Raw genomic sequence first — 26,914 nt, 5'->3', positions numbered from 1 at the left:
CTTCAACGGATGAAAGTGTGAGTGACTCGTGACGCTTCTCATCGTCGTTGCGCTCGTGGCGGGCGCGGTGCTGTGTGCTGCGCCGCTGGTCCGGGTGTGTGACCGTCAAGCCGGGTGGCCGCTCGCAGCGGCCTTCGTCGCCGCCGCCGTGGTACTGGGCCGCCGACTTCCGGAGATCCTTGACGGCCGCCCGTTGACGCTCAGCGTGACGTGGGTTCGTGACTTTTTAGCCCCCGGAATGGATATTGAGTTCTCTTTGCGGGCCGATGCGTTGGGGGCGTTTTTTACGCTTCTTGCGTTAAGCATTGGGGCGGTGGTGTTTGTCTATTCCGCCGCCTATCTCCCCCGCCGCGAGGGCACCACTAGTTTCTACCTCATCATGACGGCCTTCACGTTGGCCGTTGTGCTGTTGGTGCTTGCCGACGACGCCGTGGTGCTGTTCATCAGCTGGGAGCTGGTCTCCATTGCGTCCTTCTTGCTCATCGCCCGTTCGGGATCCTCCGGTGAGGCCGGCTCCCAGCGCACCCTGATCCTCACCTTCATTGGCGGGCTGACCTTCCTGGTCGCGCTGAGCATCTCCGCGGTCTACACCGGCACGACGAACCTCACCACCATGCTGGCCAGCCCGGTGTGGGGGGACAATCATGCGCTGACGGTGTGCGTGGCGCTGCTCATCGCCACCTCCGCGTTTACCAAGTCCGCGCAGCTGCCCTTCCACTTCTGGCTGCCGGAGGCCATGGCCGCCGCCACCCCGGTCTCTGCGTTCCTGCACGCCGCGGCGGTGGTCAAGGCTGGCATTTATGTGCTGCTGCGCTTTTCCACGGTGTTCCACGACGTGGCGGTGTGGAATGGCGTGCTGATCACGGTGGGTATTGTCACCGCGATCATGTCCGCCGTATTTGCGGTGCAAAAGACGGATTTGAAGAAGCTGACCGCCTATTCCACCGTCTCCCACTTGGGCTGGATCGTAGCGACGATCGGCATTGGCACCCCCTTTGCCCTGGGCGCCGCGGTAGTCCACACCGCAGCCCACGCGTTGTTTAAGTCCTCGCTGTTTATGCTCATCGGCGTCATCGACCATGAAAACGGCACCCGCGATATTCGCCGCCTGGGCAAGATCTGGCGCAAGATGCCCTGGACATTCGGCTCCGTGGTCATCGGCGCGCTATCCATGGCGGCCGTGCCCCCGTTGTTCGGCTTCATCTCCAAGGAGGGCATGCTCACCGCCTTCGAGGCCGGTCAGTCCGGCCCCCTGAGCACGGGCGCCACCTGGGCGCTGCTGCTGGCCGCCGGCTTCGGCGCGCTGGCCACCTTTACCTATTCGGCCAAGTTCGTCTTCGGCGCCTTCCTGGACGGCTCCGACAACCCGGCGCGCAATAACCCGGATGTGCACGAGGCCCCGCTGGCCCTGTGGCTTCCCGCCGCGCTTCCCGGGGTGTTGTCCCTGCCGTTGGGCCTGTGCGCCGGGCTGTTTGACCAGCCGGTCGACCGCATCGTGGGCGCGATCACCGCGGACCCGCACAGCGCCCACACCCATCTGGCCCTGTGGCATGGGTGGACGGTGCCGCTGGCCATCTCCCTGGTGGTGCTGGCCGTAGGCGTGGCGGGCCTGTGGCTGCGCGGCCGGCTCTGGCCGGCCCTGGAGGAGCGCGAACTGCTGCCTACCAGCGGCAACGCGCTGCTGGCTGGGCTGCAACGCGGCGCGACCGCACTGGGCCGCCTGCTGGGCGCGCCCGCGGATTCGCTTAACCCCTCGCGCCACCTGATCTGGCCGTTCCTGTGCGTCATCGCCATCGGCGCCGCCGCGCTGCTTAGCGGCCCGGGCGTCGACGGCGTGGCCCTGGCCCCACGCGCAGACGGCCTGGACAACCCGCTGGATCTGGGCCCACTGCTCATCGTGGGCATCTCCGTGGTGGGGCTGTGCGCCACGCGCCACCGCATCACGGCGGCCGTGCTCATTGGCACCACCGGCGTGGGCATCACCTTGCAGATGCTGCTGCTCGGCGCCCCGGACGTGGCCCTGACCCAGTTCCTGGTGGAGTCCTTGACCGTGGTCATCCTCATGCTGGTCATCCGCTACCACCCACCGCACTTCCACCCGGTGCCCACCCGGCGCAAGGTGCGCTCCGCGGTGGTGGCCTTAGCCGCGGGGGCGACAGCCTTTGGCGGCGTGTTCGCGCTGCTGGGCCGGCACGGCCGATCCGAGCTGGCGCAGTATTACATTGACAACGGCCCGGACATCACCGGCGGGCAAAACGTGGTGGCCACCATCATCGTGGAGTTCCGTGCGCTGGATACCTTGGGCGAGCTGTCGGTGCTGGGCATGGCGGCCATTGTCATCGGGTCTGTGGTGGCGTCCTTCCCGCGCGAGCCCTTTGCCAAGGGCACCCGCCCGCGCCCGTTTGGGCAGTCGCAGCTGAACTCCCTGCCGCTGAAGAAGGGGCTGGTGTTGGTGGTTCCGCTCATGGCGCTGCTGTCCCTGCTGGCGTTCATGCGCGGCCATGCGGATCCAGGCGGCGGCTTCGTCGCCGCGCTCATTGCCGGCACCGGCGTGATGATGGCCTATATGGCCAAGGGCCGCGACGCGATTGTCTTCCGCCCCTCCACCCCGTACCTGCTCACCGGCATTGGCATTGTCACCGCCCTGTCGGCGGGCTTTGTGGGTCTGACCCAGGGCTCCTTCCTCACCCCGATCTACGGGCACATCTTCGGCGAACACGTCACCACCTCCGCCATCTTCGACGGCGGCATCTACCTGGCGGTGCTGGGCATGCTGACCTCCGCGGTCAACTCGCTGGGCGGCTACCTCAAGCCCGGCGTGACCCACCCGGAGGAGCTGGAGTATTACCGCACCGATGGCCCGCTTCCGGCCACCGCCCCGGTGCCCGTGGACGACCCGGAGGCAGTGGACATTCCGTTCCCGGAGCCGCTGAATCCCAACCCGCGCGGGGAGGCTGACTTTGGGCCGGACCGGGCCGCGGCGAACGCCTCGGCGGCCTCAGGCCTGCTGCTGGCCTGGCACCAAGACGCCTTAAGCGAGGACTCGGATACGGAGTTCCCCGAAGCCACGGAGCACTACGAGCAGCACGACGCCGCGGACCCCACAGAGCAGCCCGCCGCGCACCCCGCAGAGCGCCCCGCAGGTGCGCGCGGGAGCGGAAGCGATGGGGCGTCGACAAGCGCGAACACCAACACCGAGGAGGACGCACGATGATTATGGCCTTGACCATTGCCATCCTGGTTGCCGGCGGGGTGTACTTGGTCCAGCAGCGCGGCATGGTGCGCCTGGTGCTGGGCATGCAGCTGTTTGGCCACGCCGCCAACCTCATGCTGCTGGCCACCGGCGTGGGTGCCTGGCGCGGGGAGGTCTTCCCGGATCGCGCCGACATGGCCGACGCCGCCGACCCGCTGCCGCAGGCCTTCGTGCTGACCGCCATTGTCATCTCCATGGCCACGGCGACGATCCTGCTGACCATGGCCGCGGTGGGCCCCAGCGAGGACACCTTCACCACGGACCACACCAGCTCGCGCACCCGGGCCGACGCCCCTGCCGACCCGGCCGCACGCACCAGTTCCACGCTGGGCCGGGCGGTACAGACCCGCGCCGACTACTCCACCGCGCAGCGCGCGCGTACCGACGCCGCCGCCCGCACGATCGCACAGAAGGAGGCGCGCCACTAATGGAGGTCCTGCTTCCCGTCTTCGTCGCCGTGCCCTTGGTCTCTTCCGCACTGGCCGCACTCGCCCCCTGGAAGTGGGCCCGCGACCTGCTCCACCTGCTCATCCCCGCCGCCGGGCTGGCCGTGGGCGTGACACTGTTTAGCTATACCGCCGACCACGGCACGATCGCCCACAACGTGGGCATGTTCGCCGGTGGTGTGGCCATCCCCTTCGCCGCGGACCCGCTGACCGGGGTGATGATGATCACCACCTCCCTGGTGGCGCTCGTGGCCAACTGGTTTGCCACGGCCTCCGGGGAGACCCGCGCCCGGTTCTACCCGGCGCTCACGCTCATGCTCATCACCGGCGTCTACGGCGCGCTGCTGACCGCTGACCTGTTCAACTTCTTTGTGTTCATCGAGGTCATGCTGCTGCCGTCCTACGGGCTGATCGCCATGACCGGCACGTGGGCGCGCCTGTCCGCCGCCCGGACGTTCGTGCTGGTCAACCTGGCCGCCTCCACGCTGCTGGTGGTGGGGGTGGCGTTCCTCTACGGCATCGTGGGCACCGTGAACTTGGGCGCCCTGCGCGACGTCGCCGCCGGCGGCGGGCCCGCCGTGGTGGCCGCCGGGGTCGTCGTGGTGGGCATCGGCGCCAAGGCGGGCGTCTTCCCCGTCCACACGTGGCTGCCGCGCACCTACCCGGGCACCTCCGGAGCAGTGATGGGCCTATTCTCTGCGCTGCACACCAAGATCGCCGTGTACATGCTCTACCGCATCTACGTGGTCGTCTTTGGCCTGGAAGACCGCTGGAACACGCTGATCATCGTTATCATGGTCGCCTCCATGCTCATCGGCGGGTTTGCGGGCCTGGCAGAAAACACCATCCGCCGCGTCCTGGCCTACCAGATGGTCAACGGCATGCCGTTCATCCTGGTGATGCTGGCGTTTACCAGCGGGGATCCCACCCGGGCGCTGGCCGCCGGGTTGCTCTACACCGTCCACCACATGGTCACCGTGGGTTCCCTGGTGCTCGCCTCCGGGGCGATCGAAGAAACCTACGGCACGGGCATGATCCGCAAGCTGTCCGGCCTGGCGCGCCGCGACCCCTGGCTGGCGGCCATCTTCGCCGCCGGGTCCTTCTCCGTGGTGGGCTTCCCGCCGTTTTCCGGCCTGTGGGGCAAGGTGGCCGTGGTCGTGGAGATTGCGCGCACCCAGTCGCCTGCGGCCTGGATTGTCATTGGCACCATCGTGCTGGCCAGCTTCGCCGCCCTGCTGACCATGCTGCGCGTGTGGCGCGAGGTGTTCTGGGGCCGGCCGATGCAGCACGTCCCTGAAACCCTCCACGTGCGCGCCAGCCTGATCGCGCCCGCCGGGGTACTCATTGTGGTCTCGGTGGGGATGTTTCTCGCTGCCGGTCCGCTTCTCGACGCCCTGCACACCGCCACCGCGGCCCTCACCAACGTTGACGCGTATCAACACGCCATCCTGGGCGACAACCCCATCGGCGTGCCGGACATGACTTCCTTGAAGGCAGGTTCCTGATCCCATGAACACCCTGATCTACGTTCCCTGGCTGATCAAAGAGATCTTCGTCGCCGGCTTCACCCTCGCGTGGGCCGCCCTGCGCCGCGACTCCGGCTTCGCCCCCATAGTCATCCACTACCCGCTGCGCGTGACCAGTGACTGGCACATTTTCTGGTTCTCCACCTCGATCACCGTCACCCCCGGCACACTCTCGCTGGGGCTGCGCGAGGCCACCGAGCCCGGGCAGCCGCGCACCCTGCTAGTCCAGGCTGTGCAGGGCGCAGACCCCGCCGATGTCATCGCAGGCCTGGCAGACATGGAGGCCCGGCTGGCCCCCCACGTGCGCGACATCGACTATGGCGTGCCCGGCCAGGGCGATCACGACACCCTGGACCCGCGCTTCTACGAACTGTCCGAACAACCCGGCACGGAGGCTTAAAAGACCATGACACCCTTTGCACTCGTGCTCACCGTGGCAGCCGTGGTCATCCTGGGCACCTTAGTCTCCGGGCTGGTGCTCATCCTGGTCACCGGCGACTTTATGACCCGCGCCATCCTCTCCGACCTCATCTTCTACTCCATGCTGGCGCTCTACCTGTTGTGGTGCCTGGATAACCAGTCCTCCATCGCCTATGAAATAGCCATCCTCACCGGCATCGCCGGCGGCGTGCTGCCCACCCTGTCCATGTCCCGCATGGTCTCTCAAGGCCGGAGGTAAAACCCATGACCATCGCAGAAATCATCATCAGCGCCATCGTCGTGGTGGCCACAGTGCTCATCGTGGCCACCGCCGTGGCCCTGTGGCGCGCCCCCGGCCCGCTCACCCGAGTCAACCTGCTCGGCCCCACCACGTCCGTGGCCCTGCCGCTGCTCATCGCCGCCAAGCTGCTGCGCGACTGGACCACCGCCGGCTTTGACCTGCACAACTTCCTGCGCGCCGTGCTGGCCATCGCGGGCCTGTGGGTCATCGCCGCGGTGGGCAGCTTCTACATGGGCCGCGCCGTCTACGGAGTCAGCGTGGAGGACCACAAGCAGTAGCGCCGCGCCCTGAGGTCCCCGCGGGACCCTAGCTGATCACCGCCAGATAGCACCCCCGGTTTTCCTCCTGCCCACGGCATACGCCAGGCCACACAGGGCCAATCCGCACAGTCCCACCACGGCTGCCGCCGCGGTCTGATCCATGAACAGCAGAGCCACCGACAGGCAGTAGAACAGGCCGGCAGCCAGGAAACCACCCGCGGCCGGCCAGCTACGCCGGGCTACCAGTCGGTGCCGTGCAACGCCCGGACCAGCCGCGAGGAAGGCACAGAAGGAATAAGCCGCAGATAGGGCCAGAATAACACTGGGATATACCACTAGCCAATGTTCCTTATCTTTATAACAAAGGCCAACACAGCGGAAGCAAACTTCACCCTCATAGCCTGTGTAGTCAATGCCCCCAATACGGGACCTCCTGCACAGCCGAAAATGGCATTCATAACCCAATCAGGTGGGGCAATTTTACCCGCAGTGGCCTGTGAAACCATCTCCTGAATTGCCGAGGGCGCCACCGAAGACAGCGCCCCATTCACGCACCAGCCCACCACGGCCACCGCTACAGCCGCCACCAGCGGGACCGCTCGGCTATCAGATTCATCCTGGTACGGGATCTCCACACCGGCCAGCGCCGAAACGAGATCGTGATCAATGACAGCCTCCGCCCAGACGATGTCTTGCCGGGTCAGGCGAGTGTGGCCCCTATCAAATTGTGGTTGAGACGAACACAACAGGCCGCGATTCTCGGGAGGGTTACACACAGGAGCTGCTGTTGCTGTGGAGGAAATCGCAATGATGAGCGTTAAAACTATGCAGCCCTTAAGGGCTCTTTTTCTCACAGGCGCACCTTGTCCTTTTAAGATCACCGGAAGCACAAAGCCCCGGCTCGGTGCCCTTAAAAATATCAGGGTTCGAGGGAGACAAATTTCGCTTTCCAAGCTTCATGTGCCACCTGGCAGCACATGCGTCCACCCATACAGCTATGGTGCATCGCTGAACTTTAGATCCGCTTTTCCCCGGCTGCGCGGTGGCAACTATTGCCCGCATGATTACCCCAACTGGCCGCCAGTGCCTCAACGTGGCTAGCGGACGAACAGAATCTTTCCTTGGCAACACTGGAGATGGGCCTGGCTATGCGCCCAGGGCAGCTATCACAATGGACCAGAAGCAGGCACCGTCATGCCGAAAGGCCCCCGCGGCGTGTGACCTGTTCCGCAGGGGCCTTGTCAGTGCTAGTTGGCGCTGGTGCGCTAGCCCAGCTTCGCTTCGGCGTCGAACTCGCCGCGCACGGCCTTGGAGAACGGGCAGAAGTCGTGGGCCTTGGCAACCAGTTCCTCGGCGTTGTCCAGCTCGTCCTGGTTGGCAAAGCGGGCGGTGACCACGCCGGAGAGGCGGAAGCCCACGCCGGAGGGGTCGTTGTTCAGGGCGACCTCAGCGTCAACCTCGGGGGAGAACTTCTCCGTGTCCACGCCGGCGTCTTCCATCATCTTGCGCAGCGCGCCGTTGAAGCAGGCCGCCCAGGCTGCGGCAAACAGGGACTCCGGGTTGACGCCGGTGCCGGCCTTCGGCGGGCGCACATCAAAGTCGATGCCGCCCTCGCCCTTCACATGTCCGTCCCGGCCTGCGCCGGTGGAGGTGACCTTCTGTGCGTAGATGCGATCTGCCATTGTTGTACTCCTTCACACGAGATTGTGGGGGCTTATGACACCACCCCACCGTAGTCATGAAAAACTCCCCGCGCGCACAGCGGCGGCGGGGAGGATCAGGACGGTGCGCTCGGTGCGCTCGGTGCGCTCGGCGCCGCGGAAGGGGCGGCGTCGATAAGCACTGTGCTACTTGGCGGCCTGCTTGCGCTTGAACTCTTCCTTGACGCGGCGGCCGAGCTCTTCATCGACCTGGCCCCAGTACCAGTAGCAGCGCTCCTCGGTCTCCGGGGACACGCCGTTCATGGCGTTGGTGATGTTGTCCACCAGGCGGGCCTTGGCCGCGTCGTCGTAGACCTCGCGGTAGAGGGTGCCGGGCTGGCCGAAGTCATCATCTTCCGGGTGCTGGATGTAGGCGCCGCGGGTGAGGTCGTTGCCGTGGGCGTCCACGGCCATGTAGACGTCATCGGCGTTGCCGTGCTTGTGCACCGCGGAGGTCTCCCCATTGTCCAGGTAGCCGTCCTGCACCTGCGACTTGTTCGGCGCGTAGGTGGGGTGATCCGGCGCGTTGAACAGGTAGGCCATGGGGCCTTCGTGCTGCTGGGTGTTGCGCGGGGTCAGCGGCTGGTTGACGGGCAGGTGGCGGTAGTTCGGCCCGATGCGGTAGCGCTGGGCGTCCGCGTAGGCGAAGACGCGGCCCATGAGCATCTTGTCGGGCGACAGGCCCACGCCGGGCACCAGGTTGGCCGGGTCGAGCGCTAGCTGCTCAATCTGGGCGAAGAAGTTCTCCGGGTTGCGGTTGAGCACAAAGTAGCCGACGTCGTGGCGCGGGTAGTCCTTCAGCGACCAGGTCTTGGTCAGGTCGAAGGGGTTGAAGCGGTAGCCCTCGGCCTCGTCGACGGGCATGATCTGCACCTTGACGTCCCAGATGGGGTAGTCGCCGGCCTCGATGGCGTTGTAGAGGTCCTCGCGCAGGTGGTCGGCGTTCTTGCCGGCCATCTCCTCGGCCTCCGCGTCGGTGAAGTTGTGCACGCCCTGCCGGGAGATGAAGTGGTACTTCACCCAGAACGGGGTGCCTTCCTCATTGATCCACTGGAAGGTGTGGGAGCCGTAGCCGTTCATCTCACGCTCGGAGCGCGGGGTGCCGCGGTCGCCCATGAGGTAGGTGACCTGGTGGGCGGTCTCCGGGGTGCGGGTCCAGAAGTCCCACTGCATGTCCGCGTCGCGCAGGCCGGAGCCGCCGAGGCGCTTCTGGGAGTGGATGAAGTCCGGGAACTTCATCGCATCGCGCAGGAAGAAGGTGGGCGTGTTGTTGCCCACGATGTCATAGTTGCCCTCGGTGGTGTAGAAGCGCAGGGCAAAGCCGTGAACGTCGCGCCAGGTGTCCGGGGAGCCCTGCTCGCCGGCGACCGTGGAGAAACGGATGGCCATGGGGGTGACGGTGCCCTTTTGGAACAGCGCCGCCTTGGTGTACTTGGACACATCTTCGGTGATGTGCAGCTCGCCGAAGGCGCCGTTGCCCTTGGCGTGGGGGTTGCGCTCCGGGACGCGCTCGCGGTTGAAGTGGGCGAGCTTTTCAATGAGCTGGATGTCATTGAGGATGGTGGGCCCCTGCGGGCCTGCGGTGACGGAGAAGTGCTCGGAGGGCACGGGGGCGCCGTTTTCGCGGCGAGTGTTCTCCGCGATGGTGTCTGTGCGACCGTGCGCCAGGATCTCGTCTGTGGTCTTGGGCTGGTTCTGAGCCATGGTTTGATAGCCTCCCTTAATTAGCCCGGATCGATTAATAGCTCTTGCCAACGAGCCTAAGTCCCCACTAGATTTTCAGCAAGGAAGGTCACCCAACTCATTCTTTCGACGTACGCTACGTATTTTCCCAGCTAATAACGTAAAAAAGCACTACTGGTAACGTTTCGGTACGTGAAACACCACTCCGAGCGCGACGACGCCCGCGTCACCGACCTGGCCCTCAAGGCCGGCCGTGGCGACCGCCGCGCGCTCACGGAGTTCATCCGCGCCACCCAAAACGACGTCTGGCGCCTCCTCGCGCACCTCGGCGACCCCGACCTCGCCGACGACCTCACCCAAGAAACCTACCTGCGCGTCATCACCGCACTACCCCGCTTCGCCGCCGCCGCACCCGCCCGCACCTGGCTGCTGGCCATCGCCCGGCGCGTCTGGGTAGACAACATCCGCCACGACATGGCCCGCCCCCGCAAATCCGCCACCGAATATGAGGACGCCGCCGCCACCCGCGCCTCTACCGACTCCACCGAGGCCACCTGGTCCGAATGGATCGACGTGCGCTCGCGTATCGACGCCCTGCCTCCCGAACGCCGCGAGGCACTCATCCTCACCCAGGTCCTCGGGCACACCTATGAGGAAGCAGCAAAAATCGCGGGCGTGCGCGTGGGAACAATCCGCTCCCGCGTCGCGCGCGCCCGCGCCGATCTGCTCGCCCAATAGCGAGCGCTCGCCCTGGTCCTAGACCAGCAGCTCCGCAATCTGGATGGTGTTCAGCGCCGCGCCCTTGCGCAGGTTATCGCTGGCCACCACGAACACCAGGCCATGGTTGCCGTCCACGGACTGGTCCTGGCGGATGCGGCCCACCAGGGAATCATCCTTGCCCGCCGCAGCCAGCGGGGTGGGCACGTCAACAACGGTGACGCCGGGGGCGTCGTTAAGCAAGGCCGTGGCCTGCTCCACGGTGATCTCACCGGAAAACTCCGCATGCACCACCATCGTGTGGCCCGTAAACACCGGCACCCGCACGCACGTGCCCGCAACCTTCAGTTCCGGGATGCCCAGAATCTTGCGCGACTCATTGCGCAGCTTCTGCTCCTCGTCGGTCTCCAACGACCCATCATCCACATACGCACCCGCCATCGGCAGCGCGTTGTAGGCAATCGGCGCCACGTACGGGCCCAGATCCTCCGGGGCCAGCAAGGACCCATCATGGGCCAGCTCCACGTTGCGGTCCCCGATCTCCGCCACCTGCTTAGCCAGCGCCTCCACGCCCGCCAGACCAGAACCAGACACCGCCTGGTAAGACGCCACATGCAGGCGGGTCAGCCCGGCCGCGTCATGCAGCACCTTCAGCACCGGCATGGCGGCCATGGTGGTGCAGTTCGGGTTGGCGATGATCCCGCGGGGCAACTCGCGCGCCTCCTGCGGGTTGACCTCGCTGACAATCAGCGGCACCTGGTCATCCTTGCGCCACGCCGAAGAGTTATCCACCACGGTGGCCCCCGCGGCCGCAAACACCGGCGCCCACTGCTTCGACGTCGACCCGCCCGCAGAGAACAAGGCAATATCCACGTCCGCGACGGACTCCGGCGTCACAGCCGCCAGATCTTCCACCTCCACGTCCTGATCGCGGAAAGTAAGGTGAGTGCCGGCCGACCGCGCCGACGCGAAGAAACGCACCCGGTCAGCCGGGAAATTACGCTCTTCAAGGATGGAACGCATCACGCGGCCCACCTGACCGGTGGCCCCGACAACTGCGATGGTGGTCATGAGAACATCAACTCCTAGAGGATTTTTCACCGCCGCATAGCGGCGCGAATAACGGCGCCCTTAGCGGCCCGTACCAGCGTAGACGGTGGCGATGTCATCGCCGCCCAATTCAAACTTTTCATGCAACGCGCGCGCCGCGTTATCAATGTCACTTTCGCGGATGAGCACAGAAATACGAATCTCCGAGGTGGTGATCAATTCGATGTTGATCCCCACATCGCGCAACGCCTCCGCGAAATCCGCAGTCACCCCGGGGTGGGACTTCATCCCCGCACCCACCAGGGAGACCTTGCCAATCTGGTCGTCATAGAGCACGTTGGCCCACTGGCCCTCCGCCTGGAGCTTCTTCATCATCTCCATCGCGCGCGGACCATCAGAGCGCGGGCACGTAAACGTGATATCCGTGGTGTTGTCCTCCAGGGAGGACACATTCTGCAACACCATGTCAATATTGATCTCCGCGTCCGCCAGCACCCGGAACACCTTCGCCGCCTCACCCGGATTATCCGGGATACCAAGCACGGTGATCTTCGCCTCCGACATGTCGGTGGCCACGCCAGTGAGAACTGCTTCTTCCACAGGAATATCCTCCATCGACCCGGCCACCAGCGTGCCGGGATCATTGCTATAAGACGAACGCACGCGCAGCGGCACATCGAAAGCCCGAGCGTACTCCACGCTGCGCAACACCAAGATCTTCGAACCAACGGCCGCCAGCTCCAGCATCTCCTCAAAAGAGATCTTGTCCAGCTTGCACGCGTTAGGAACGATCCGCGGATCGGCGGTGTACACCCCGTCCACGTCTGAATAAATTTCACACACATCCGCCCCCAGCGCCGCCGCCAAGGCCACCGCCGTGGTGTCCGAACCGCCGCGGCCCAGGGTGGTCACATCGCGCGACTCCTTATTCACGCCCTGGAAGCCGGCCACGATGCAGATCCGCCCCTTATCCAGGGCCTCCTGCACCCGGCCCGGGGTGACATCAACAATCCGGGCGTTGCCGTGGCGCTCCGTGGTGAGCACCCCCGCCTGGGAGCCGGTGAAAGACTGCGCCTTGGCGCCCAAGGAATCGATGGCCATGGCCACCAGGGCGTTAGAGATCCGCTCCCCGGCGGTCAACAGCATGTCCATCTCCCGGGCCGGCGGGACCGGGGACACCTGGGCCGCCAGATCCAGCAGGTCATCGGTGGTATCCCCCATAGCGGAGCACACGACGACAACGTCATTGCCCTTCTTCTTGGTGGCCACGATTCTCTCCGCGACATTGCGGATTCTTGCTGCGGTCTCCAAAGAGGAGCCGCCATATTTTTGGACGATCAGTGCCACCGGTGACCAGCTGCCTTTCGTATCGGGATTCACGCGGGGTCATGCGCGTACCGAAGTCACACCCCGCGGGAGGCGGGCGCCGCGCACGCGGCGCGTTTCGGCCCTCTCTACAATACCTATCGACATGCAGAACCACGCAGGGTATGTCACCAACACCCGCGCACCGCGCACACGGGCGCCCACACACAGATGCGGGCCGCGCGATAAATAGGTAGCCCCCGCCAGTAAAGTGGCGGAAGTGCACAGCAATGTTCTAGCCATCGCCTTCGCACTGTCTTCGGCCCTCACCATCGCCTGGGGAACCGTGGTGCGCCACCGCATCGCCGAAGACGCCCCCGCCGACGGTTCCTTGAAAGGCTCACCCTTCTGGAACGCCATCAGCCGCCCCCTGTGGTGGGCCGGCACCGGAACCGCACTGCTGGGCTATGGACTCCAGGTCATCGCCTTAGCCTTTGGCACCCTGCTGGTGGTCCAACCCATCCTGGTGCTTTCCCTAATGTTCACCCTGCCGCTGTCCGCCTACGCCGACGGCCGGCGCATCTCCCGCATTGAGATGCGGTGGGCAGGCCTGCTCACCGCCGCCGTCGCGGTGCTCGTGGTGGTGGGCCAGCCCCAGGCCGGAAACCCCCACCCCCCGCTAGAGCGCTGGGTGCCCGCACTGCTCGTCGGCGCCGTGGTGCTCATCGGCCTAGAGCGCCTCGCGCAGCTACAGATCCGCCGAGAAAAGGCCCTGCTCCTCGGCGTGGTCACCGGCGCCCTATTCGGCTACGTGGCCGTGCTGTCTAAGGCCGTGGTGGACGTGTTCGTGCACGCCGGGTTCTGGGGGCTGATCACCAACTGGGAGACCTACGGGCTCATCGCCGGGGCAACGCTGGGCACCATCGTGCAGCAGTATTCGTTTAATGCCGGGGCGCTGAAGAACTCCCTGCCCGCTATGACAATCACCGAGCCCATTGTCGCCTTCTCCCTGGGCTACGTGGTCCTGGGCGAGAGCTTCCAGGTCAGCTCCGTGCTGGGGTGGTTGGCCATGGGCGCCGCCCTCGTGGTGATGATCGTGTCCACCATCGTGCTGTCCAGCCGCGGGGTGCACTAGCGCTAGCCGCCAGGAGCGCTAGCCGCCAGGCGCACTCGCGGCAGGTGCACTAGCGGTCGGCGCTCCAGGCTAAATCGCCCACTTGAACACCACCATCATGTAGGCAGAAAACCACGCCCCGAAGGCCACCCAGCCGACCATGAACGCCCAATAGAACGTCCACCCGGTGGTGCGCACCCGGCGCACGGCCAGCGGGATGAGCAGAATCACGGCGGGCAGCAGCAGCCGGGGGCGCGAATGCATGATGCCGTCAGATAGCAACACGTTGGCGGTGATCGCGGCGCCGAAGAGCCACACCGGCAGCGGGGCCCGCCCGATGGTCAGCGCCACCGATCCGGCGGCGAGGAGCATGACCCCCACGCTGAGCAGATAGCCCACCTCATTGCCCGTGGTCAGCGTCTTCCAGCAGAACTTCACCGTGGCCACCCCCAGGTCAAAGCCGGAATGCCAGCCCTCTTTCTGAATGCCAAAGTAGCCGCCGTAGTCCGCGGTCCGCGCAGAGGCCCACCCCAAAAAGCCCACGATGGACAGTGGGGAGAGCGCCACCGCCACCCACGCTCGCCAATCCCGGCGCGCCGTCACCGCCACGACCACCGCCAGCACCAGCCACAGGTCCACGGCAGTCAGGCGGAAGAATCCGCACACAAAGGTCAGCAGCCCGGCGAGCCACCAGCGGCGGTCCATCATGGCCACCACCGCCCAGAAGGCGATCGCACCGAAGGCGGCCTCCGTGTACGGCATGGTGTAGGTCAGGGTCATCGGCGCGGCGGACACGAGGATGCCGGCGGCTAGTCGGCCCCGCAGGCCCGCGCCCATCCGCACCGCGATGGCCATGGCCGCGGCGATGAGCGCCACGGTCATCACGGCGTTGAACAGCAGCGCCACGGTGACCGTGTCTAGGCCCAGCACCGCGTGCCCGGCGCGCATGATCATGGGCAGCGCGGGGAAGAAGGCCAGCAGGGTGCGCTCGGGGGCGCGCTGGGAAATATCCGGGCCGTCGAAGTAGCCGCGCCGGGCGATGCGATCGTAGTGCCCGGCGTCCCAGCGGGTGAGCTGATGCGCCACGCTGGCATCGTTGGCGTGGGCCATGACTGCCAGCACAATAATGCGCGTGAGCAGGGTGATCAGGAAGATGAGCACTGCCGCAAGCCAGATGGATTGCGGGGGGAGGGGGCGTCGATAAGCATCGATGGCGGGCGCTACGGGGCGCGTATCGACGCCCCCCTGGGCAGGCAGGCTCTCCGGTGCGGCATTCACCTGGGTCATGCTAAACCACGGGAGGTCCAAGCGGGAAGAACATGCGCGACGGATGTGTGATGGGTTACACTGTCCACCATGTTCGCGTGCGAGAACCTCCTTCTTCTTCGCCGCGGCGGGATCCCGAACCCTTAAGGCCACAATCCGTCACACCCCACGGTCGGCCGGCGCCCCGCCGCGGAGGTTGTTGTGACGCCGGTCGAGGCCTACCCCCATACCCGCATCACACGCAAAGGTTCACGGTTATCCCATGTCTCCTTCTGATCACATCAGCGCCCCCTCCGAAATCCGCACCCCCGCAGGCCAGCCGCCGGCAGACCAGCCCGCCTGGAACACCCAGCGCGCCTCCTCCATGCCCGCCGGGCGCTACCCCTCCTACGTCCAGGAAGTAGAAGACTTCCAGCTGCCGGACCGCACCTGGCCCGACCGCCGCTTCGAGCGCGCCCCCCAGTGGTGCGCCGTCGACCTGCGCGACGGCAACCAAGCACTGATCGACCCGATGAGCCCCGAGCGCAAGCGGCGCATGTTCCAGCTGCTGGTGTGCATGGGCTACAAGGAAATCGAGGTCGGCTTCCCGTCCGCCTCCCAAACTGACTTTGACTTTGTGCGCGAGATCATCGAACGCGACATGATCCCCGACGACGTGACCATCCAGGTCCTGGTCCAGGCGCGCGAGCACCTGATCCGGCGGACCTTCGAAGCCTGCGAAGGCGCGCGCAACGTCATCGTCCACTTCTACAACTCCACGTCGATCCTGCAACGCAAGGTGGTCTTCCGCAAGGACAAGGCAGCCATCAAGAAGCTGGCCACCGACGCCGCCCACCTGATCAAGGACATCGCCGCCGACTACCCGGACACCAACTGGCGCTGGGAATACTCCCCGGAGTCCTACACCGGCACCGAGGTCGCCTACGCCAAGGAAGTCTGCGACGCCGTCACCGCCATCATGGAGCCCACCCCGCAGCGCCCCATGATCATCAACCTGCCCTCCACCGTGGAGATGATCACCCCCAACGTCTACGCGGACACCATCGAATGGATGGACCGCAACCTGGAACGCCGCGACTCCATCGTGCTGTCCCTGCACCCCCACAATGACCGCGGCACCGGCATCGCCACCGCCGAACTGGGCTTCCTGGCCGGCGCCGACCGCATCGAAGGCTGCCTGTTTGGCAACGGAGAACGCACCGGCAACGTCGACCTGGTCACCTTGGGACTCAACCTGCTGACCCAGGGCATCGACCCGCAGATCGACTTCTCCGACCTGCCCAGCATCCGCGCCACCGTGGAATACTGCAACCAGCTGCGCGTCCCGGAACGCCACCCCTACGGCGGCGACCTGGTCTTCACCGCATTCTCCGGATCCCACCAAGACGCCATCAACAAGGGACTCGACGCCATGGCCGCCCAGGTGCGCCCCGGCGCCACCAACACCGACGTCGATTGGGAAGACCTGCGCGACACCACCTGGGAAGTGCCCTACCTGCCCATCGACCCCAAGGACGTGGGCCGCGACTACGAGGCCGTCATCCGCGTCAACTCCCAATCCGGCAAGGGTGGCGTGGCTTACATCATGAAGACCGACCACGGCATGCACCTGCCGCGGCCGATCCAGGTCGAATTCTCCCAAGCCATCCAAGCCGTCACCGACGCCGAAGGCGGCGAAGTCAGCTCCAAGAGCATGTGGGACATCTTCGCCCAGGAATACCTGGAGCCGGACAGCCCCTTAAACCTGGAGCACATCTCCGTGGACAACCCCGCCGCAGACTCCGGCGACGTCACCGCCACCGTGGAGGTCACCTTCAAGGGCGAAGCTCGCCAGATCACCGGCACCGGAAACGGCCCCGTCGCCGCCTACACCAACGCCCTGGAATCCCTGGGCGTCGACGTAGAGGTACAGGACTACTCGCAGCACGCCCTGACCGCCGGCGACGACGCCGACGCTGCCTGCTACGTGCGCGCCTTTGTCAACGGCACCTCCGCGTGGGGCGTGGGCATTGCCTCCTCCACCACCGCGGCATCCATCCGCGCCGTCAACTCCGCGATCAACCGCGCAGTGGCCACCGATAGCGGGGTCCCGCAAGGGCGCTAACCAGCCCTGGACTCGGCCGCGCCCCCTAGCGCCGAGCCCCACTCGTAGCACCGAGCCCGGCGCGCTGCGGCGCCGGGCTTTCGGCTGTTCTGGGGGTCTTGTCGGGGGTCTTGTCGGGGGATTGGGGCGACGGGGGCTACGGGGCGCCCCGCGCGTAAGCGGGGCTATCCGAACAGCGCTAGCCATTGTCCCCTTGCGTAGCGCAGAGTACCCTAACCTCATTGGAGCGCCCCTGGCGTGGCCTGCTCGGCTGCACGCACGCAGCATTCGCCGAAAGGAACCATCATGCCTACCACTGCTGACACCACCCCCGGCGCGGCGCGGATGCAGCGGCTGACCATCCCCGATCTGATGACCATTGGCATCTTTTTTGTCATCAACATGGTGGCCGGCGTCGCCATCGCGTTCATCGGAATCACCCCCATCACCTACGTCATGATCACCAGCATCCAGGCGCTTGTCCTGGGCATCCCGATGATGCTGTTCCTGGCCAAGGTGCACAAGCCAGGCATGGTCTTTATTTTTCTGGCGCTCAGTGGCATTGCCAGCCTGCTGCTGGGGCTAGGCGTGTGGCCGTTGGTGATGAGCCTGGTGATGGCGGTCATCGCCGAGTTGGTGCTGCGCGCGGGCACCTACCGCAGCGCTGCCCACAGCGTGCTGGCCTACGCGTTCATGGCTGTGAGCCCCACCGCGTCCTACATCCCGTTATTTTTCACCACGCAGCAGTACCTAGACAGTAGCGATATGCAGGCCAAGTACGGGTCCAGCTTCGCCGACGGTCTGGGTTCTCTTGGACAGATGAGCTGGCTGTTCGGGATCATCGTTGGCGTCACGTTCGTCTGCGGCATCCTCGGCGGGCTGCTGGGCCGGCGCATCTTTACCAAGCACTTTCAGCGGGCGGGCATCGCCTGATGTCGCCCACGATGCCTGGGGCCGGGCACCGCGGCGTCGGGCTGCATCTGGATCCGCGCACCACGGTGCTCGTCATTCTTGCGGTGTCTACGGTGCTGCTTTCTTCTTTTGGCTCGGGCAGCACGCTGGGGCAGGCTGGGCGGTGGCTGCTCATCGCCGTTCCCGGCGCGCTCTTCCTCGCTTCGGGTCTGGTTGCGCCAGCCGTGCGCTACGCGGTGACGTTCGCGGTGCTGGCGGGGCTTCCCGTGCTGGTGGTGCGGGGGTGGCCGGACCGCCCGCTCATCGTGGATATCTGCGCCACGTGGTGCGGCGGTGTATCGCTGATCGTCCCCGGTATCACGTGCTGCTGGTACCTGCTTCGCACGGTCTCTGCCAGCGAGTTCGTCGCCGCGATGCAGCGTATTCACTGTCCTGATGCGTTGGCTATCCCTGCGTCCATTATTTTCCGGTTTTTCCCCACCATCGCCGAGGAGTACCGCGATATCCGCACCGCGATGCGGATGCGGGGTATTTCTGGTGTGCGCAATCCCGTTGCCATGCTGGAGTATCGGTTTGTGCCGCTGTTGGTCTCGGTGGTGGGCATTGGCAACGAGCTCGCTATGTCTGCGGTCACCCGTGGGCTGGGCTCGGCGCACCGGCGCACTACGCTGTGCGACATCGGCTTCCGCGCAGGTGATGCGGTAGTCATCGTGGTTCTGGCTGTGGCCGTGATCCTGCTGATCGCCGGTGGGGTGATGCACTTATGATTGAGTTGCGCGACGTGTCGATGCGCTACGGCGAGGACGACGCCGAGCCGGTGCTCCGCGATCTGTCTGTGTCTATTGCCGCGGGGCAGCTGGTGGTGGTGTGCGGCGAGTCCGGCTGCGGAAAATCCAGCATGCTTCGCCTGATCAATGGGGTGGCTTTCGCTTTCGGTCAGGCCCACATCTCTGGGGAGGTTCTGCTTAACGACGCCCCCATCACGCACGCTCCCCCACAACAGATCGCCGAGCGCGTCGGTTCGGTTTTCCAAAACCCCAAGTCACAGTTCTTCACCCTGGAGGTCAGCAGCGAGCTGGCGTTTGGCTGCGAGAACCTGGGCGTAGCGCCTACGGAGATCCGGCGGCGAATCGGCGCGGTGAGCGCGGACTTCCACATGACGGACCTGCTCGACCGGAGCCTGTTTGCGCTCTCGGGCGGGCAGAAGCAGAAGGTGGCGTGCGCCTCCGTGGCGGCGATGCACCCTGATGTGCTGCTGCTCGACGAGCCATCGGCAAACCTCGACCTGGCGGCCGTCGATGAGCTCCACGAGGTTATCGCCCGGTGGAAGGCCCAGGGCCGGACCATCCTGGTGGCTGAGCATCGGCTCTCGTACCTGGCGGATCTGGCCGACCGGGTCCTGGTCTTAAGCCACGGTGCCATCGCCCACGACCTCACCGGCGAGCAGTTCCGGGCCCTGAGCGACGATGAGCTGCACCACCTGGGGCTGCGCTCCACACGGGTGGTGCCCGAGGTCCATCGTCAACCCCGGGCCGTGGAGGACACCCTGACGCTGAACAACCTGCGCCTGACGTACCCACAGGCCAGTGCTCCTGCCCTGGACATCAGACATGCGCAGCTACCACGGGGCCAGGTGATCGGGGTGGTTGGGCGCAATGGCGCCGGTAAGTCCACCTTTGTTCGCGCACTGACGGGTATCGAGCCACGAGCACGGGGCACCGTGCGGATCGGGGAACAGACCCTGGCCTCGCCGCGGCACCGGCTGCGCCACTCCTACCTGGTGATGCAGGATGTCAACCACCAGCTGTTCGGGGAGAGCGTCGACGCGGACGTGATGATCGGTACCGGTGGGAAGCCTGCGGCAGATGATGCTCGACTGGCCGAGGTACTTGGCGCGCTAGACCTGGCCGATCAGCGCGATCGGCACCCAATGTCCCTGTCTGGCGGTGAGCGCCAGCGCGTCGCCATTGCCTCCGCGGTACTCAGCCAGCGCGAGGTGATCGTTTTCGACGAACCCACCAGCGGGCTCGACCTGCGCCGCATGGATCAGGTAGCCCAGCTCTTAGCTACCTTGGCTAACCAGGGCGCCTCCGTCCTGGTGGTCACCCACGACGTGGAGCTTTTGGCCCGCTGCTGCGACTGCCTCCTGCACGTGACGGCAGGCAAGCTGGCCGCTGCCGAGACCTGCACCAGCGCGGCGCTCGAACGCACGGTGCGGTTCTTGCGCGGCCAAGACGAGTAGCTACAGCCTCCAGCTGTTGGCGTCGGTCTTTTCTCCCCAAAAGCCCCGGTAGCGCGGCGAGCTTTCCATCAGCTCGTCGTGGCTACCGATCGCCTCGACGCTGCCGTTCGGGCTCATCACCACGATCTGGTCCGCATCCCGGATGGTGTGCAGCCGATGGGCGATGACAATGGTGGTGCGCTTGTGGGATAGCGCCTGCATACCGCGCATCACCAGGTGTTCGTTGTTGACGTCGAGGGAACTGGTGGCCTCGTCAAGCAGCACGATCGGCGCGTCCTTGAGCAGCGCGCGGGCGATGGACACGCGCTGGCGCTCACCGCCAGACAGGTTGGATCCGCCTTCGCTGATCAGCGTGTCAAAGCCGTCGGGCAGGCCAGCGGCAATCTCGGTGACGCCGGCCAGCTCCGCGGCCCGAAGCACCTCCTGACGGGTGGCATCGTGGCGGCCTAAGCGGATGTTCTCATAGAGCGTGGCTTCAAAGAGGTAGACGTCCTGGAACACCATGGCCAGCGAGTCAAGAACCGCACGGGTGCCCAGGTCACGCACGTCTACCCCACCGATGCGCACGGCGCCGCGGTCCACGTCGTAGAAGCGGGCGACCAGCTTAAGCAGCGTGGTTTTGCCGCAGCCGCTGGGTCCAACCAGCGCGGTGGTGGTACCGGGTGGAACCGTGAAGCTCACGCCCCCGACCACCGGGGTATCGGGCGCGTAGCCAAAGCCCACGCCGTCTAGCTCAATGCCGTTGTCCTTGGGGTGCTGCGGGGTGTGCGGCTCCGGCAGCACGTGCGCGTCGAGGATCTTTTGGATCTCAGCGAGCGTATTGCGGGCCGCCTGGAGCCCTTCGCCATAGGGCAGGCCGGCCATGGCGACGCGGGCGAGGATGAACACCAGCACGATGACGCCGATGTAGGTGCCCACCTCCAACCAGTGGTGCAAGAGCAAGACGGTGGCCAGCGCGTCGATAACCACGGTGCCGATCATGATGATCGTGGCCAGTCGGCCCATGATCATCTCGCCTGTCTTTTGGGTATGGCGCTGCGCGGTGAACTGCTCGCGGATGGCGGCGCGGATGGCACGCTCACCCAAGGAATCTGGCCCCGCCGCACGCAGCACCGGCTGCACTTGCGCGAACTCCAACACCTGGGCAGCACCGTGTTCGTTGCGCTCACCCTTGTGCCGTTCCGCGATGCGGTACTGCGCCATCAGCCGGTGGTAGGTCACCCACACCACGGCGGCCACCCCCACGGCTGCCAGGCCCAACCGCCAGTCCACGGCGATGAGGAACACACTGGCCAGGCCCGCCGCCGCGGCGCCGTGCATCATCGGCCGCAGCATCATCGCCGGCGCGTTCGCGGCAAAGAGCGCGCCACTGGTCGCCGTGACGCCGATCTGCCCGGAGCGATCCTCATCAAAAAAGCCCAGGGGCAGCTCCACGGTGCGCTCGGCGATGAGCTCATGGATGCGCAGCACGTAATCATGGCCCAGATCCTGGGCGATGACCTCGGTGGGCCAATCAACGGCAGCGTAGATGAGCACCGCCGCCACGATCCACGGCAGCCACCCCGCCGCCTGCGCCGGCCCCGCGCTAAACAACGTATCCAGGAACAAGGCGATGAGGATCAGTCCGATGGCCAGGGCGAGAGCTGACACCGCAATGAGAGTGAGAACCAGAATTAGGCGGCGTCGATTAGCGGGACTACCGAGTGCATAGAGTGTGCGAATCACTAGTCTTCCTCCCCGCGGATGCCCGCCTGCGCCGCTTGGTAGCGCGCCCACATCGTGGCATAGCCCTGACCTGCGGCAACCAGCTGATCGTGGGTGCCCGATTCGGTGACTTCACCGCGTTCCAACATGAGTATTGTGTCCGCTCCGGTGATGGTATGCAGCCGGTGGGCGATCACCACCAGGGTGCGCCCCTCCACAAGTTGGGTGATGGCCTGTTGGATCGCGGCCTCAGAATCCGGGTCGGCGAAGGCGGTGGCCTCGTCCAACACCAGAATCGGCGCGTCGAGCAGGATGGATCGGGCGATGGCCAGGCGTTGCTGCTCACCGCCGGACAGCTGCGCGTCCTCGCCCACCACGGAGTCATAGCCGCGCGGCAGATGCATGATGCGCTCATGGATCTGGGCGGCACGCGCCGCACGGATAACGTCCTCATCGGAGGCCTGCGGGTGCGCCAGCCGAATGTTGTCGCGCACGCTCATGCGCATCACATAGGCGTCCTGGAAAACAAATCCGACCCGGCCATAGAGCTGATCGGGCCGCAGCTGGGTACTGGGAACGCCACCAATGCGCACCGCCCCCTCCGTGGGATCAAGCAGCCGAGGAATCAGGGACGCCAGCGTGGACTTGCCAGAGCCAGATGGTCCCACCACCGCAGTAATACTGCCGGGCGTGAGCTTTTCACTGATGCCCCTGAGCACCGGGATGCCCGGCACATAAGAAAAGCCCACCTGCTCTAGCTCAATTCCGGCGTCGGCGGGTTCAGTGTCACCCGCTGCCGGCGGCAGGACCGGGATATTAAAGAACTCGGTCAGCTCCGCGGCGGCGGCCTTGGCCTCGCTGAACATGATGTTCGTGCGCGAGAGCATCACAAGCGGCGCGGCAATGTTGTTGATCAGCAGGAACGCCGCCAACACGTCAGACACCGGGAGCCCTACCGACGTGATCAGCCAAGGGCTGGCCACCGCCACCACGAGCAGCCCAAAGCCGGTGGAGGTAAAGATCTTCATCAACGCGGTGGGGTGGACCGTGGAGCGCACCCAATCGCGGTAGAACCGGCCAAAGCGCCTCGAGCGTTCAAGAAACATGCTTTGGTCAAAGCCCTGCGGCACGAACACCTTGATCACCGGGATGCCGCGCACGAGTTCCACCACCGCAGCATCGAGTTGCTTCTGGCTGGTGGTGAACTTCTCCGCCTTTTGTTCAAACTGGCGCATCATCAGCGGCATCGTTGCCACGGCCAGCAGCAGCGGGATCAGGCCGAGCAGGCCGATGCGCCAGTCCACGAAAAACATGTAGCCCAAGCTGAGCAGCGGCACGAGGATTCCGGCGGAATAGTCATGCGGCGCGTGGGCGATGAGCTGGTGGATCTTGGTGACGTCATCTTCCACATAGGTCTTGACCGTGCCCGAGGGGGTGCGGGTAAACCAGGACAGCGGCAGGCGTCCCAGCGTGGTGATCTGCCGCTGGCGCAGGTGCTGGCCCAGCAGGCCGTCGGCCTTATGGCTGATCTGGAGGCTTGTCACGGTGGCCTCGCCGTGCACAACAGTGGCAAGCGCCAGTGCCGCAACGAGCAGCCACAGCCGCTGGGCGTTAATAGGCTGCCCGTCGAGGGCGGGCATGACGGTGCGCACCAGTTCCACCAGCACCACGACCGGGGCAAGCGAAAGCACGGCCGCAAGAATCGCGAGCACTATTGACAGGGCGATCTGTGCGTGGGCAGGCTGCGAGATCTGCCAGAAGGATGTGGGGCGTTGTTGTGTGTCGGCCATGGGGTCCTCGGTGGGGTACAACAATCGGCTGGGTCGGATCCCTAACTCGATCTGCGAGCACGGATTGCGCGGATGCAGGACAGCCCCCGTTCCGGGTGCTGTCCACCACGATGATTCCGAGGCAAGCCTACGCCTCTTTTAGGTTCTACTAACCCGTATTACTTAATCATGATAGGATTTGTTGACCGCAGCCCCGACGCCACCGACGCCATTGCTGCCACCAGATGCGCGCGACCGTGCTCCTGTCCTGTCGCAGGTGAGCTCCTCTGGCGGACGGGCGGGCGGCGGTGCACATTTTCCCGTGCATAGTGCTGACTGGCTACCAGAGGTAAAAGATGAAAGACGCACGACATCTCACACACAGAGACGCCCCCACGAGCAGCGTCGCGCCGGTACCGGCCACCGACGACGAACCCAACCTGGTCCTCACGGTCCGGGGACTGCGGTGCCACCTGGGGAAGAAAAAGACGCGCGCAGAGATCCTGCGCGGCGTTGATCTAGATATCCCCCGCGGCGGGATCCTCGCGGTACTCGGCGCTAATGGCGCCGGCAAGACCACGCTGGTCAACGTGCTTTCTACCCTGCTGCCCGCCTCCGACGGCACCGTGATCGTGGACGGCCACAACCTGGCCGATGAGCCTGCCGGAGTGCGCTCCGCCATCGCGCTGACCGGCCAGTATGCGGCGGTCGATGAGGAGCTGACCGGGCAGGAAAACCTCGTGTACTTCGGCCGTCTTGCTGGGCTGCGGGCCCGCGACGCGGGGGCGCGCGCCGATGCCCTGTTGGAGCGGTTCGACCTCGTCGCGGCCGGCGGGCGCCTGGTGTCTGAATACTCCGGCGGCATGCGCCGGCGCCTGGACATCGCCGCGTCGCTGACCGTGCCTCCTGCCCTGCTGTTTCTTGATGAGCCGACGACCGGCCTGGATCCTGCGGCCCGCAACTCCGTGTGGGACACGGTGCGCAACCTCGCGGCTGATGGCACATCGATCCTGCTGACCACCCAGTATCTGGATGAAGCCGACCAGCTCGCCGACCGCGTCGCCGTGCTCGCCGGCGGCCGGGTCCTCGACGAGGGCACCCCGGGCGAGCTCAAGGAGCGCTACGGCACCACGGTGTGCCTGATCACCATGGCCTCCCCAGAAGACGCCGAGCGCCTAGAGGCCATGGCGGGTGAGCACGGCATGGCGGCGCGCCGCGAGGGCGTCGCTGTGCGGGTGGATGCTCCCGACGGCCACCGCACCCTCGTGCGCGCCCTCGAGCTGTGGGACGGCGAGGATGATGCCATCACCGATGTCTCGCTTGTCCCGCCCACGCTTGACGACGTCTACTTTGCCATCGCTGGCAGCGGGGACATCGCCGCCGCAGGTGGCAATTCGCCTGCCGACGCTGGGGGCTCCCGGTGAGCCCGTGGAGCGCCGTCGCTGCCGCCTGGCGGCGCGACGTCCTGCGCACCATCCGCAACAAGGCCGTGATGGTCTCCGCCGTGGCTATTCCCAGCCTGTTCGTGGCCATTTTCTACGCCACGTTTGCCAAGGCCGCCCGGGAGATCGGCGTGGACTACGCCGCGTTTCTGCTGCCAGCCGGTGTCGTGCAGGCCATCGTGTTCACCGCCAGCGGATCCTCGCTGGCCATCACCCATGACGCCGAAAACGGCCTCCATGACCGCATCCGCACCACCGGTGCCCCGGCCTGGACGATCGTCTGCGGCCGGTTGCTGGCGGACCTCACGCGCGCCGCCTGGTCCTGCGCCATCGTCGTGGTAGTCGCGCTGCTGCTTGGTGCCCACTTCGACGGCGGCCCTGGCCGCATCCTCCTGACTGCGGCGCTCTTCGCGGCGCTGACCATCATCTTCTCGGCGTGTGCCGATGGCGCCTGCCTGCTTTCCCCCAAGCCAGTGTCTACCTCACTGTTGTTCCAGAACCTCGTGTTGGTGCTGATCCTGTTCTCTACCGCCTTCGTGCCAGCAGACGCCCTGCCCTCCGGCATCGGCCCTGTCATCCGGCACGTGCCGCTGTCGCCCATCCTGGATACGGCCCGCAACCTGCTTAGCGGCGCCGCCACCGGCACCCGCGGGATCGAGGCGCTGTGCTGGCTGATCGCCATGACCATCATCGGTGTCTGGGGCTTCACCGTCGCCCTGCAGGGGAGGAAACATGCCTAGTACCTCAACTCTCACCCGCACAGCTTCTGGCATGCGCCAGGACGCCAGCTGGGCGGCTACCGCGGCCGCTCACTTCACCCGACACCTGCGCGCCGCCCGCCGGGATAGCGCCGTGGTCATGAACACCCTGGCCGTACCCTTCCTCATGTTTATGGTGATGCGCTGGCTGTTCGGTGATCTCATCGCCGCATCCCAGGGCACCAACCAGCTCGATCTTTTACCCCTGACCATCGCTTTGATCCTGTCGTGCGAGCTCATGAACGGCACCTCGGCTGCTGCGCACATCCTCCGGGAGCGGCAGCGCGGCATCACCGCCCGCATTGCCACCACCCGCTATGGCACGGCTCCGGAAATGCTGGGGCGCTGGGGATATGACGGCCTGCGCAGCGCCCTGTCCGGCTGCTCCGTGCTCGTGGCCGCCCTGCTGTCCGGGTTGCGCATCCACTCGTGGGCTGGCGCCGGCTGGATCCTCGTTGTCATCGTGCTGGGTGCGATGACTGCGGCCTCGCTATCGGCGGCCGTCGGCGCGATGGGCTCCACCCCGGAGTCCGCGATGGGCCCGGCCCCCATCATCATGGCGGCGATGACACTCAACGGCGGGCTCGTGCCCGTGGAGCGCTTCGCCGGAGTAGTCCAGCCGCTGGCCCGCTGGAATCCACTGACTTTTGCCGTTCGCGCCGCCACCACCATCGACGGATCCCCGGCCTCCCAGATCCTCGAGGCCGGCCAGCCCGGCGCGCCCGTGTGGATGTTCCTGATCTGGATGGTGGGACTGACGGTGGTGTTGCTCGCGGCTGCTGGCACGTTCCGGCGCCCGGTGATGTCTTAGCGCTGCGGTGACCACGCCACCTATACCAATGGGCACCCATTCCCGCCCGGTCCAGTGCCCCGGGCCACCACGGACCACCCAGGCCACCCGGGCCGCCCATTCCCACCCGGGTCACCGGCACCCTGCACGCGCGCGCCAGCGCCACCACCGCA

Annotated in this window: 24 protein-coding genes; 15 read left to right on the top strand and 9 right to left on the bottom strand. The window is 65.8% G+C overall.

Annotation, left to right across the window (positions count from 1 at the left end):
- Positions 1–28: 28 nt before the first annotated feature.
- From LH390_RS00880 to LH390_RS00855, 6 genes are read left to right on the top strand one after another with little or no spacing between them, the layout of a single operon-like run.
- Positions 29–3,214 (top strand): DUF4040 family protein, encoded by a 3,186-nt coding sequence (locus LH390_RS00880; protein ID WP_227281041.1) that lies wholly within the window; start codon positions 29–31, stop codon positions 3,212–3,214.
- Positions 3,211–3,681 carry a cation:proton antiporter subunit C gene (locus LH390_RS00875; RefSeq protein WP_227281042.1) on the top strand — a complete coding sequence of 157 codons (471 nt, stop codon included), beginning with the start codon at positions 3,211–3,213 and terminating at the stop codon, positions 3,679–3,681. The genes LH390_RS00880 and LH390_RS00875 overlap by 4 nt, the downstream gene beginning before the upstream one ends.
- Complete coding sequence (locus tag LH390_RS00870) at positions 3,681–5,204, top strand: monovalent cation/H+ antiporter subunit D family protein (RefSeq protein WP_227281043.1); 1,524 nt, start codon at positions 3,681–3,683, stop codon at positions 5,202–5,204. The genes LH390_RS00875 and LH390_RS00870 overlap by 1 nt, the downstream gene beginning before the upstream one ends.
- A gap of 4 nt (positions 5,205–5,208) precedes the next feature.
- A complete protein-coding gene (locus LH390_RS00865) occupies positions 5,209–5,625 on the top strand; it encodes a monovalent cation/H+ antiporter subunit E (RefSeq protein WP_227281044.1) in 417 nt (138 codons plus the stop codon).
- 6 nt (positions 5,626–5,631) lie between these two features.
- Entirely contained in the window at positions 5,632–5,904 is a 273-nt protein-coding gene (locus tag LH390_RS00860; protein ID WP_227281045.1) for a cation:proton antiporter, read from the top strand.
- A gap of 5 nt (positions 5,905–5,909) precedes the next feature.
- A complete protein-coding gene (locus LH390_RS00855) occupies positions 5,910–6,224 on the top strand; it encodes a Na+/H+ antiporter subunit G (protein WP_227281046.1) in 315 nt (104 codons plus the stop codon).
- A gap of 36 nt (positions 6,225–6,260) precedes the next feature.
- Here LH390_RS00855 and LH390_RS00850 read toward each other — a convergent pair whose 3' ends face one another.
- From LH390_RS00850 to LH390_RS00835, 4 genes are all read right to left on the bottom strand, one after another.
- Positions 6,261–6,542 carry a hypothetical protein gene (locus tag LH390_RS00850; RefSeq protein ID WP_227281047.1) on the bottom strand — a complete coding sequence of 94 codons (282 nt, stop codon included), beginning with the start codon at positions 6,540–6,542 and terminating at the stop codon, positions 6,261–6,263.
- A complete protein-coding gene (locus LH390_RS00845) occupies positions 6,542–7,096 on the bottom strand; it encodes a hypothetical protein (protein ID WP_227288245.1) in 555 nt (184 codons plus the stop codon). The genes LH390_RS00850 and LH390_RS00845 overlap by 1 nt, the downstream gene beginning before the upstream one ends.
- A 375-nt stretch (positions 7,097–7,471) precedes the next feature.
- A complete protein-coding gene (locus tag LH390_RS00840) occupies positions 7,472–7,888 on the bottom strand; it encodes an Ohr family peroxiredoxin (RefSeq protein ID WP_227281049.1) in 417 nt (138 codons plus the stop codon).
- A 165-nt stretch (positions 7,889–8,053) separates the two neighbouring features.
- Positions 8,054–9,610 (bottom strand): catalase, encoded by a 1,557-nt coding sequence (locus LH390_RS00835; protein ID WP_227281050.1) that lies wholly within the window; start codon positions 9,608–9,610, stop codon positions 8,054–8,056.
- Between the two features lie 171 nt (positions 9,611–9,781).
- On the opposite strand from LH390_RS00835, the gene LH390_RS00830 reads away from it, so the two are divergent.
- Complete coding sequence (locus LH390_RS00830) at positions 9,782–10,327, top strand: RNA polymerase sigma factor (RefSeq protein WP_227281051.1); 546 nt, start codon at positions 9,782–9,784, stop codon at positions 10,325–10,327.
- An 18-nt stretch (positions 10,328–10,345) separates the two neighbouring features.
- Here LH390_RS00830 and LH390_RS00825 read toward each other — a convergent pair whose 3' ends face one another.
- Both LH390_RS00825 and LH390_RS00820 read right to left on the bottom strand, forming a co-directional pair.
- Positions 10,346–11,377, bottom strand: a complete 1,032-nt coding sequence (locus LH390_RS00825; protein ID WP_227281052.1) for an aspartate-semialdehyde dehydrogenase — start codon at positions 11,375–11,377, stop codon at positions 10,346–10,348.
- A 60-nt stretch (positions 11,378–11,437) separates the two neighbouring features.
- Positions 11,438–12,703 (bottom strand): aspartate kinase, encoded by a 1,266-nt coding sequence (locus LH390_RS00820; protein WP_227281053.1) that lies wholly within the window; start codon positions 12,701–12,703, stop codon positions 11,438–11,440.
- Positions 12,704–12,941: 238 nt separating this feature from the next.
- Between LH390_RS00820 and LH390_RS00815 the strand changes: the two genes are divergently transcribed.
- Positions 12,942–13,796 carry a DMT family transporter gene (locus tag LH390_RS00815; RefSeq protein WP_227281054.1) on the top strand — a complete coding sequence of 285 codons (855 nt, stop codon included), beginning with the start codon at positions 12,942–12,944 and terminating at the stop codon, positions 13,794–13,796.
- A 69-nt stretch (positions 13,797–13,865) separates the two neighbouring features.
- Here the strand turns inward: LH390_RS00815 and LH390_RS00810 are convergent, their stop codons facing one another.
- Positions 13,866–15,062, bottom strand: coding sequence for a hypothetical protein (locus LH390_RS00810; RefSeq protein ID WP_227288244.1), 1,197 nt, complete (start codon positions 15,060–15,062; stop codon positions 13,866–13,868).
- Between the two features lie 241 nt (positions 15,063–15,303).
- Here LH390_RS00810 and leuA point away from each other — a divergent pair, with 241 nt between their 5' ends.
- The 4 genes from leuA (at position 15,304) to LH390_RS00790 (ending at position 20,278) form a co-directional block, all read left to right on the top strand.
- Positions 15,304–17,145 carry a 2-isopropylmalate synthase gene (leuA, locus tag LH390_RS00805; RefSeq protein ID WP_227337379.1) on the top strand — a complete coding sequence of 614 codons (1,842 nt, stop codon included), beginning with the start codon at positions 15,304–15,306 and terminating at the stop codon, positions 17,143–17,145.
- 285 nt (positions 17,146–17,430) lie between these two features.
- The gene (locus LH390_RS00800; RefSeq protein WP_227281057.1) at positions 17,431–18,057 is read left to right on the top strand and encodes an MptD family putative ECF transporter S component; all 627 of its coding nucleotides are present in this window, start codon (positions 17,431–17,433) and stop codon (positions 18,055–18,057) included.
- Positions 18,057–18,803 (top strand): energy-coupling factor transporter transmembrane component T, encoded by a 747-nt coding sequence (locus LH390_RS00795; RefSeq protein ID WP_227281058.1) that lies wholly within the window; start codon positions 18,057–18,059, stop codon positions 18,801–18,803. The genes LH390_RS00800 and LH390_RS00795 overlap by 1 nt, the downstream gene beginning before the upstream one ends.
- Positions 18,800–20,278, top strand: coding sequence for an ABC transporter ATP-binding protein (locus tag LH390_RS00790; protein WP_227281059.1), 1,479 nt, complete (start codon positions 18,800–18,802; stop codon positions 20,276–20,278). Before LH390_RS00795 ends, LH390_RS00790 begins: the two co-directional genes overlap by 4 nt.
- On the opposite strand, the gene LH390_RS00785 is transcribed toward LH390_RS00790, so the two are convergent.
- Positions 20,279–21,928, bottom strand: coding sequence for an ABC transporter ATP-binding protein (locus LH390_RS00785; protein WP_227281060.1), 1,650 nt, complete (start codon positions 21,926–21,928; stop codon positions 20,279–20,281).
- A 74-nt stretch (positions 21,929–22,002) separates the two neighbouring features.
- A complete protein-coding gene (locus LH390_RS00780) occupies positions 22,003–23,772 on the bottom strand; it encodes an ABC transporter ATP-binding protein (RefSeq protein WP_227281061.1) in 1,770 nt (589 codons plus the stop codon).
- 335 nt (positions 23,773–24,107) lie between these two features.
- Here LH390_RS00780 and LH390_RS00775 point away from each other — a divergent pair, with 335 nt between their 5' ends.
- Genes LH390_RS00775 through LH390_RS00765 form a run of 3 tightly spaced genes read left to right on the top strand, consistent with a single transcriptional unit; the run spans position 24,108 to position 26,762 of the window.
- The gene (locus LH390_RS00775) at positions 24,108–25,175 is read left to right on the top strand and encodes an ATP-binding cassette domain-containing protein (RefSeq protein WP_227324336.1); all 1,068 of its coding nucleotides are present in this window, start codon (positions 24,108–24,110) and stop codon (positions 25,173–25,175) included.
- A complete protein-coding gene (locus tag LH390_RS00770; RefSeq protein ID WP_227281063.1) occupies positions 25,172–25,933 on the top strand; it encodes an ABC transporter permease in 762 nt (253 codons plus the stop codon). The genes LH390_RS00775 and LH390_RS00770 overlap by 4 nt, the downstream gene beginning before the upstream one ends.
- A complete protein-coding gene (locus tag LH390_RS00765) occupies positions 25,926–26,762 on the top strand; it encodes an ABC transporter permease (protein ID WP_227281064.1) in 837 nt (278 codons plus the stop codon). The genes LH390_RS00770 and LH390_RS00765 overlap by 8 nt, the downstream gene beginning before the upstream one ends.
- Positions 26,763–26,914 lie beyond the last annotated feature (152 nt).

This window comes from Corynebacterium uberis (genome assembly GCF_020616335.1).
GTDB lineage: Bacteria > Actinomycetota > Actinomycetes > Mycobacteriales > Mycobacteriaceae > Corynebacterium > Corynebacterium uberis.
The sequence above is the reverse complement of the archived record's forward strand: the minus strand, read 5'-3'. Positions and strand labels throughout refer to the sequence as shown.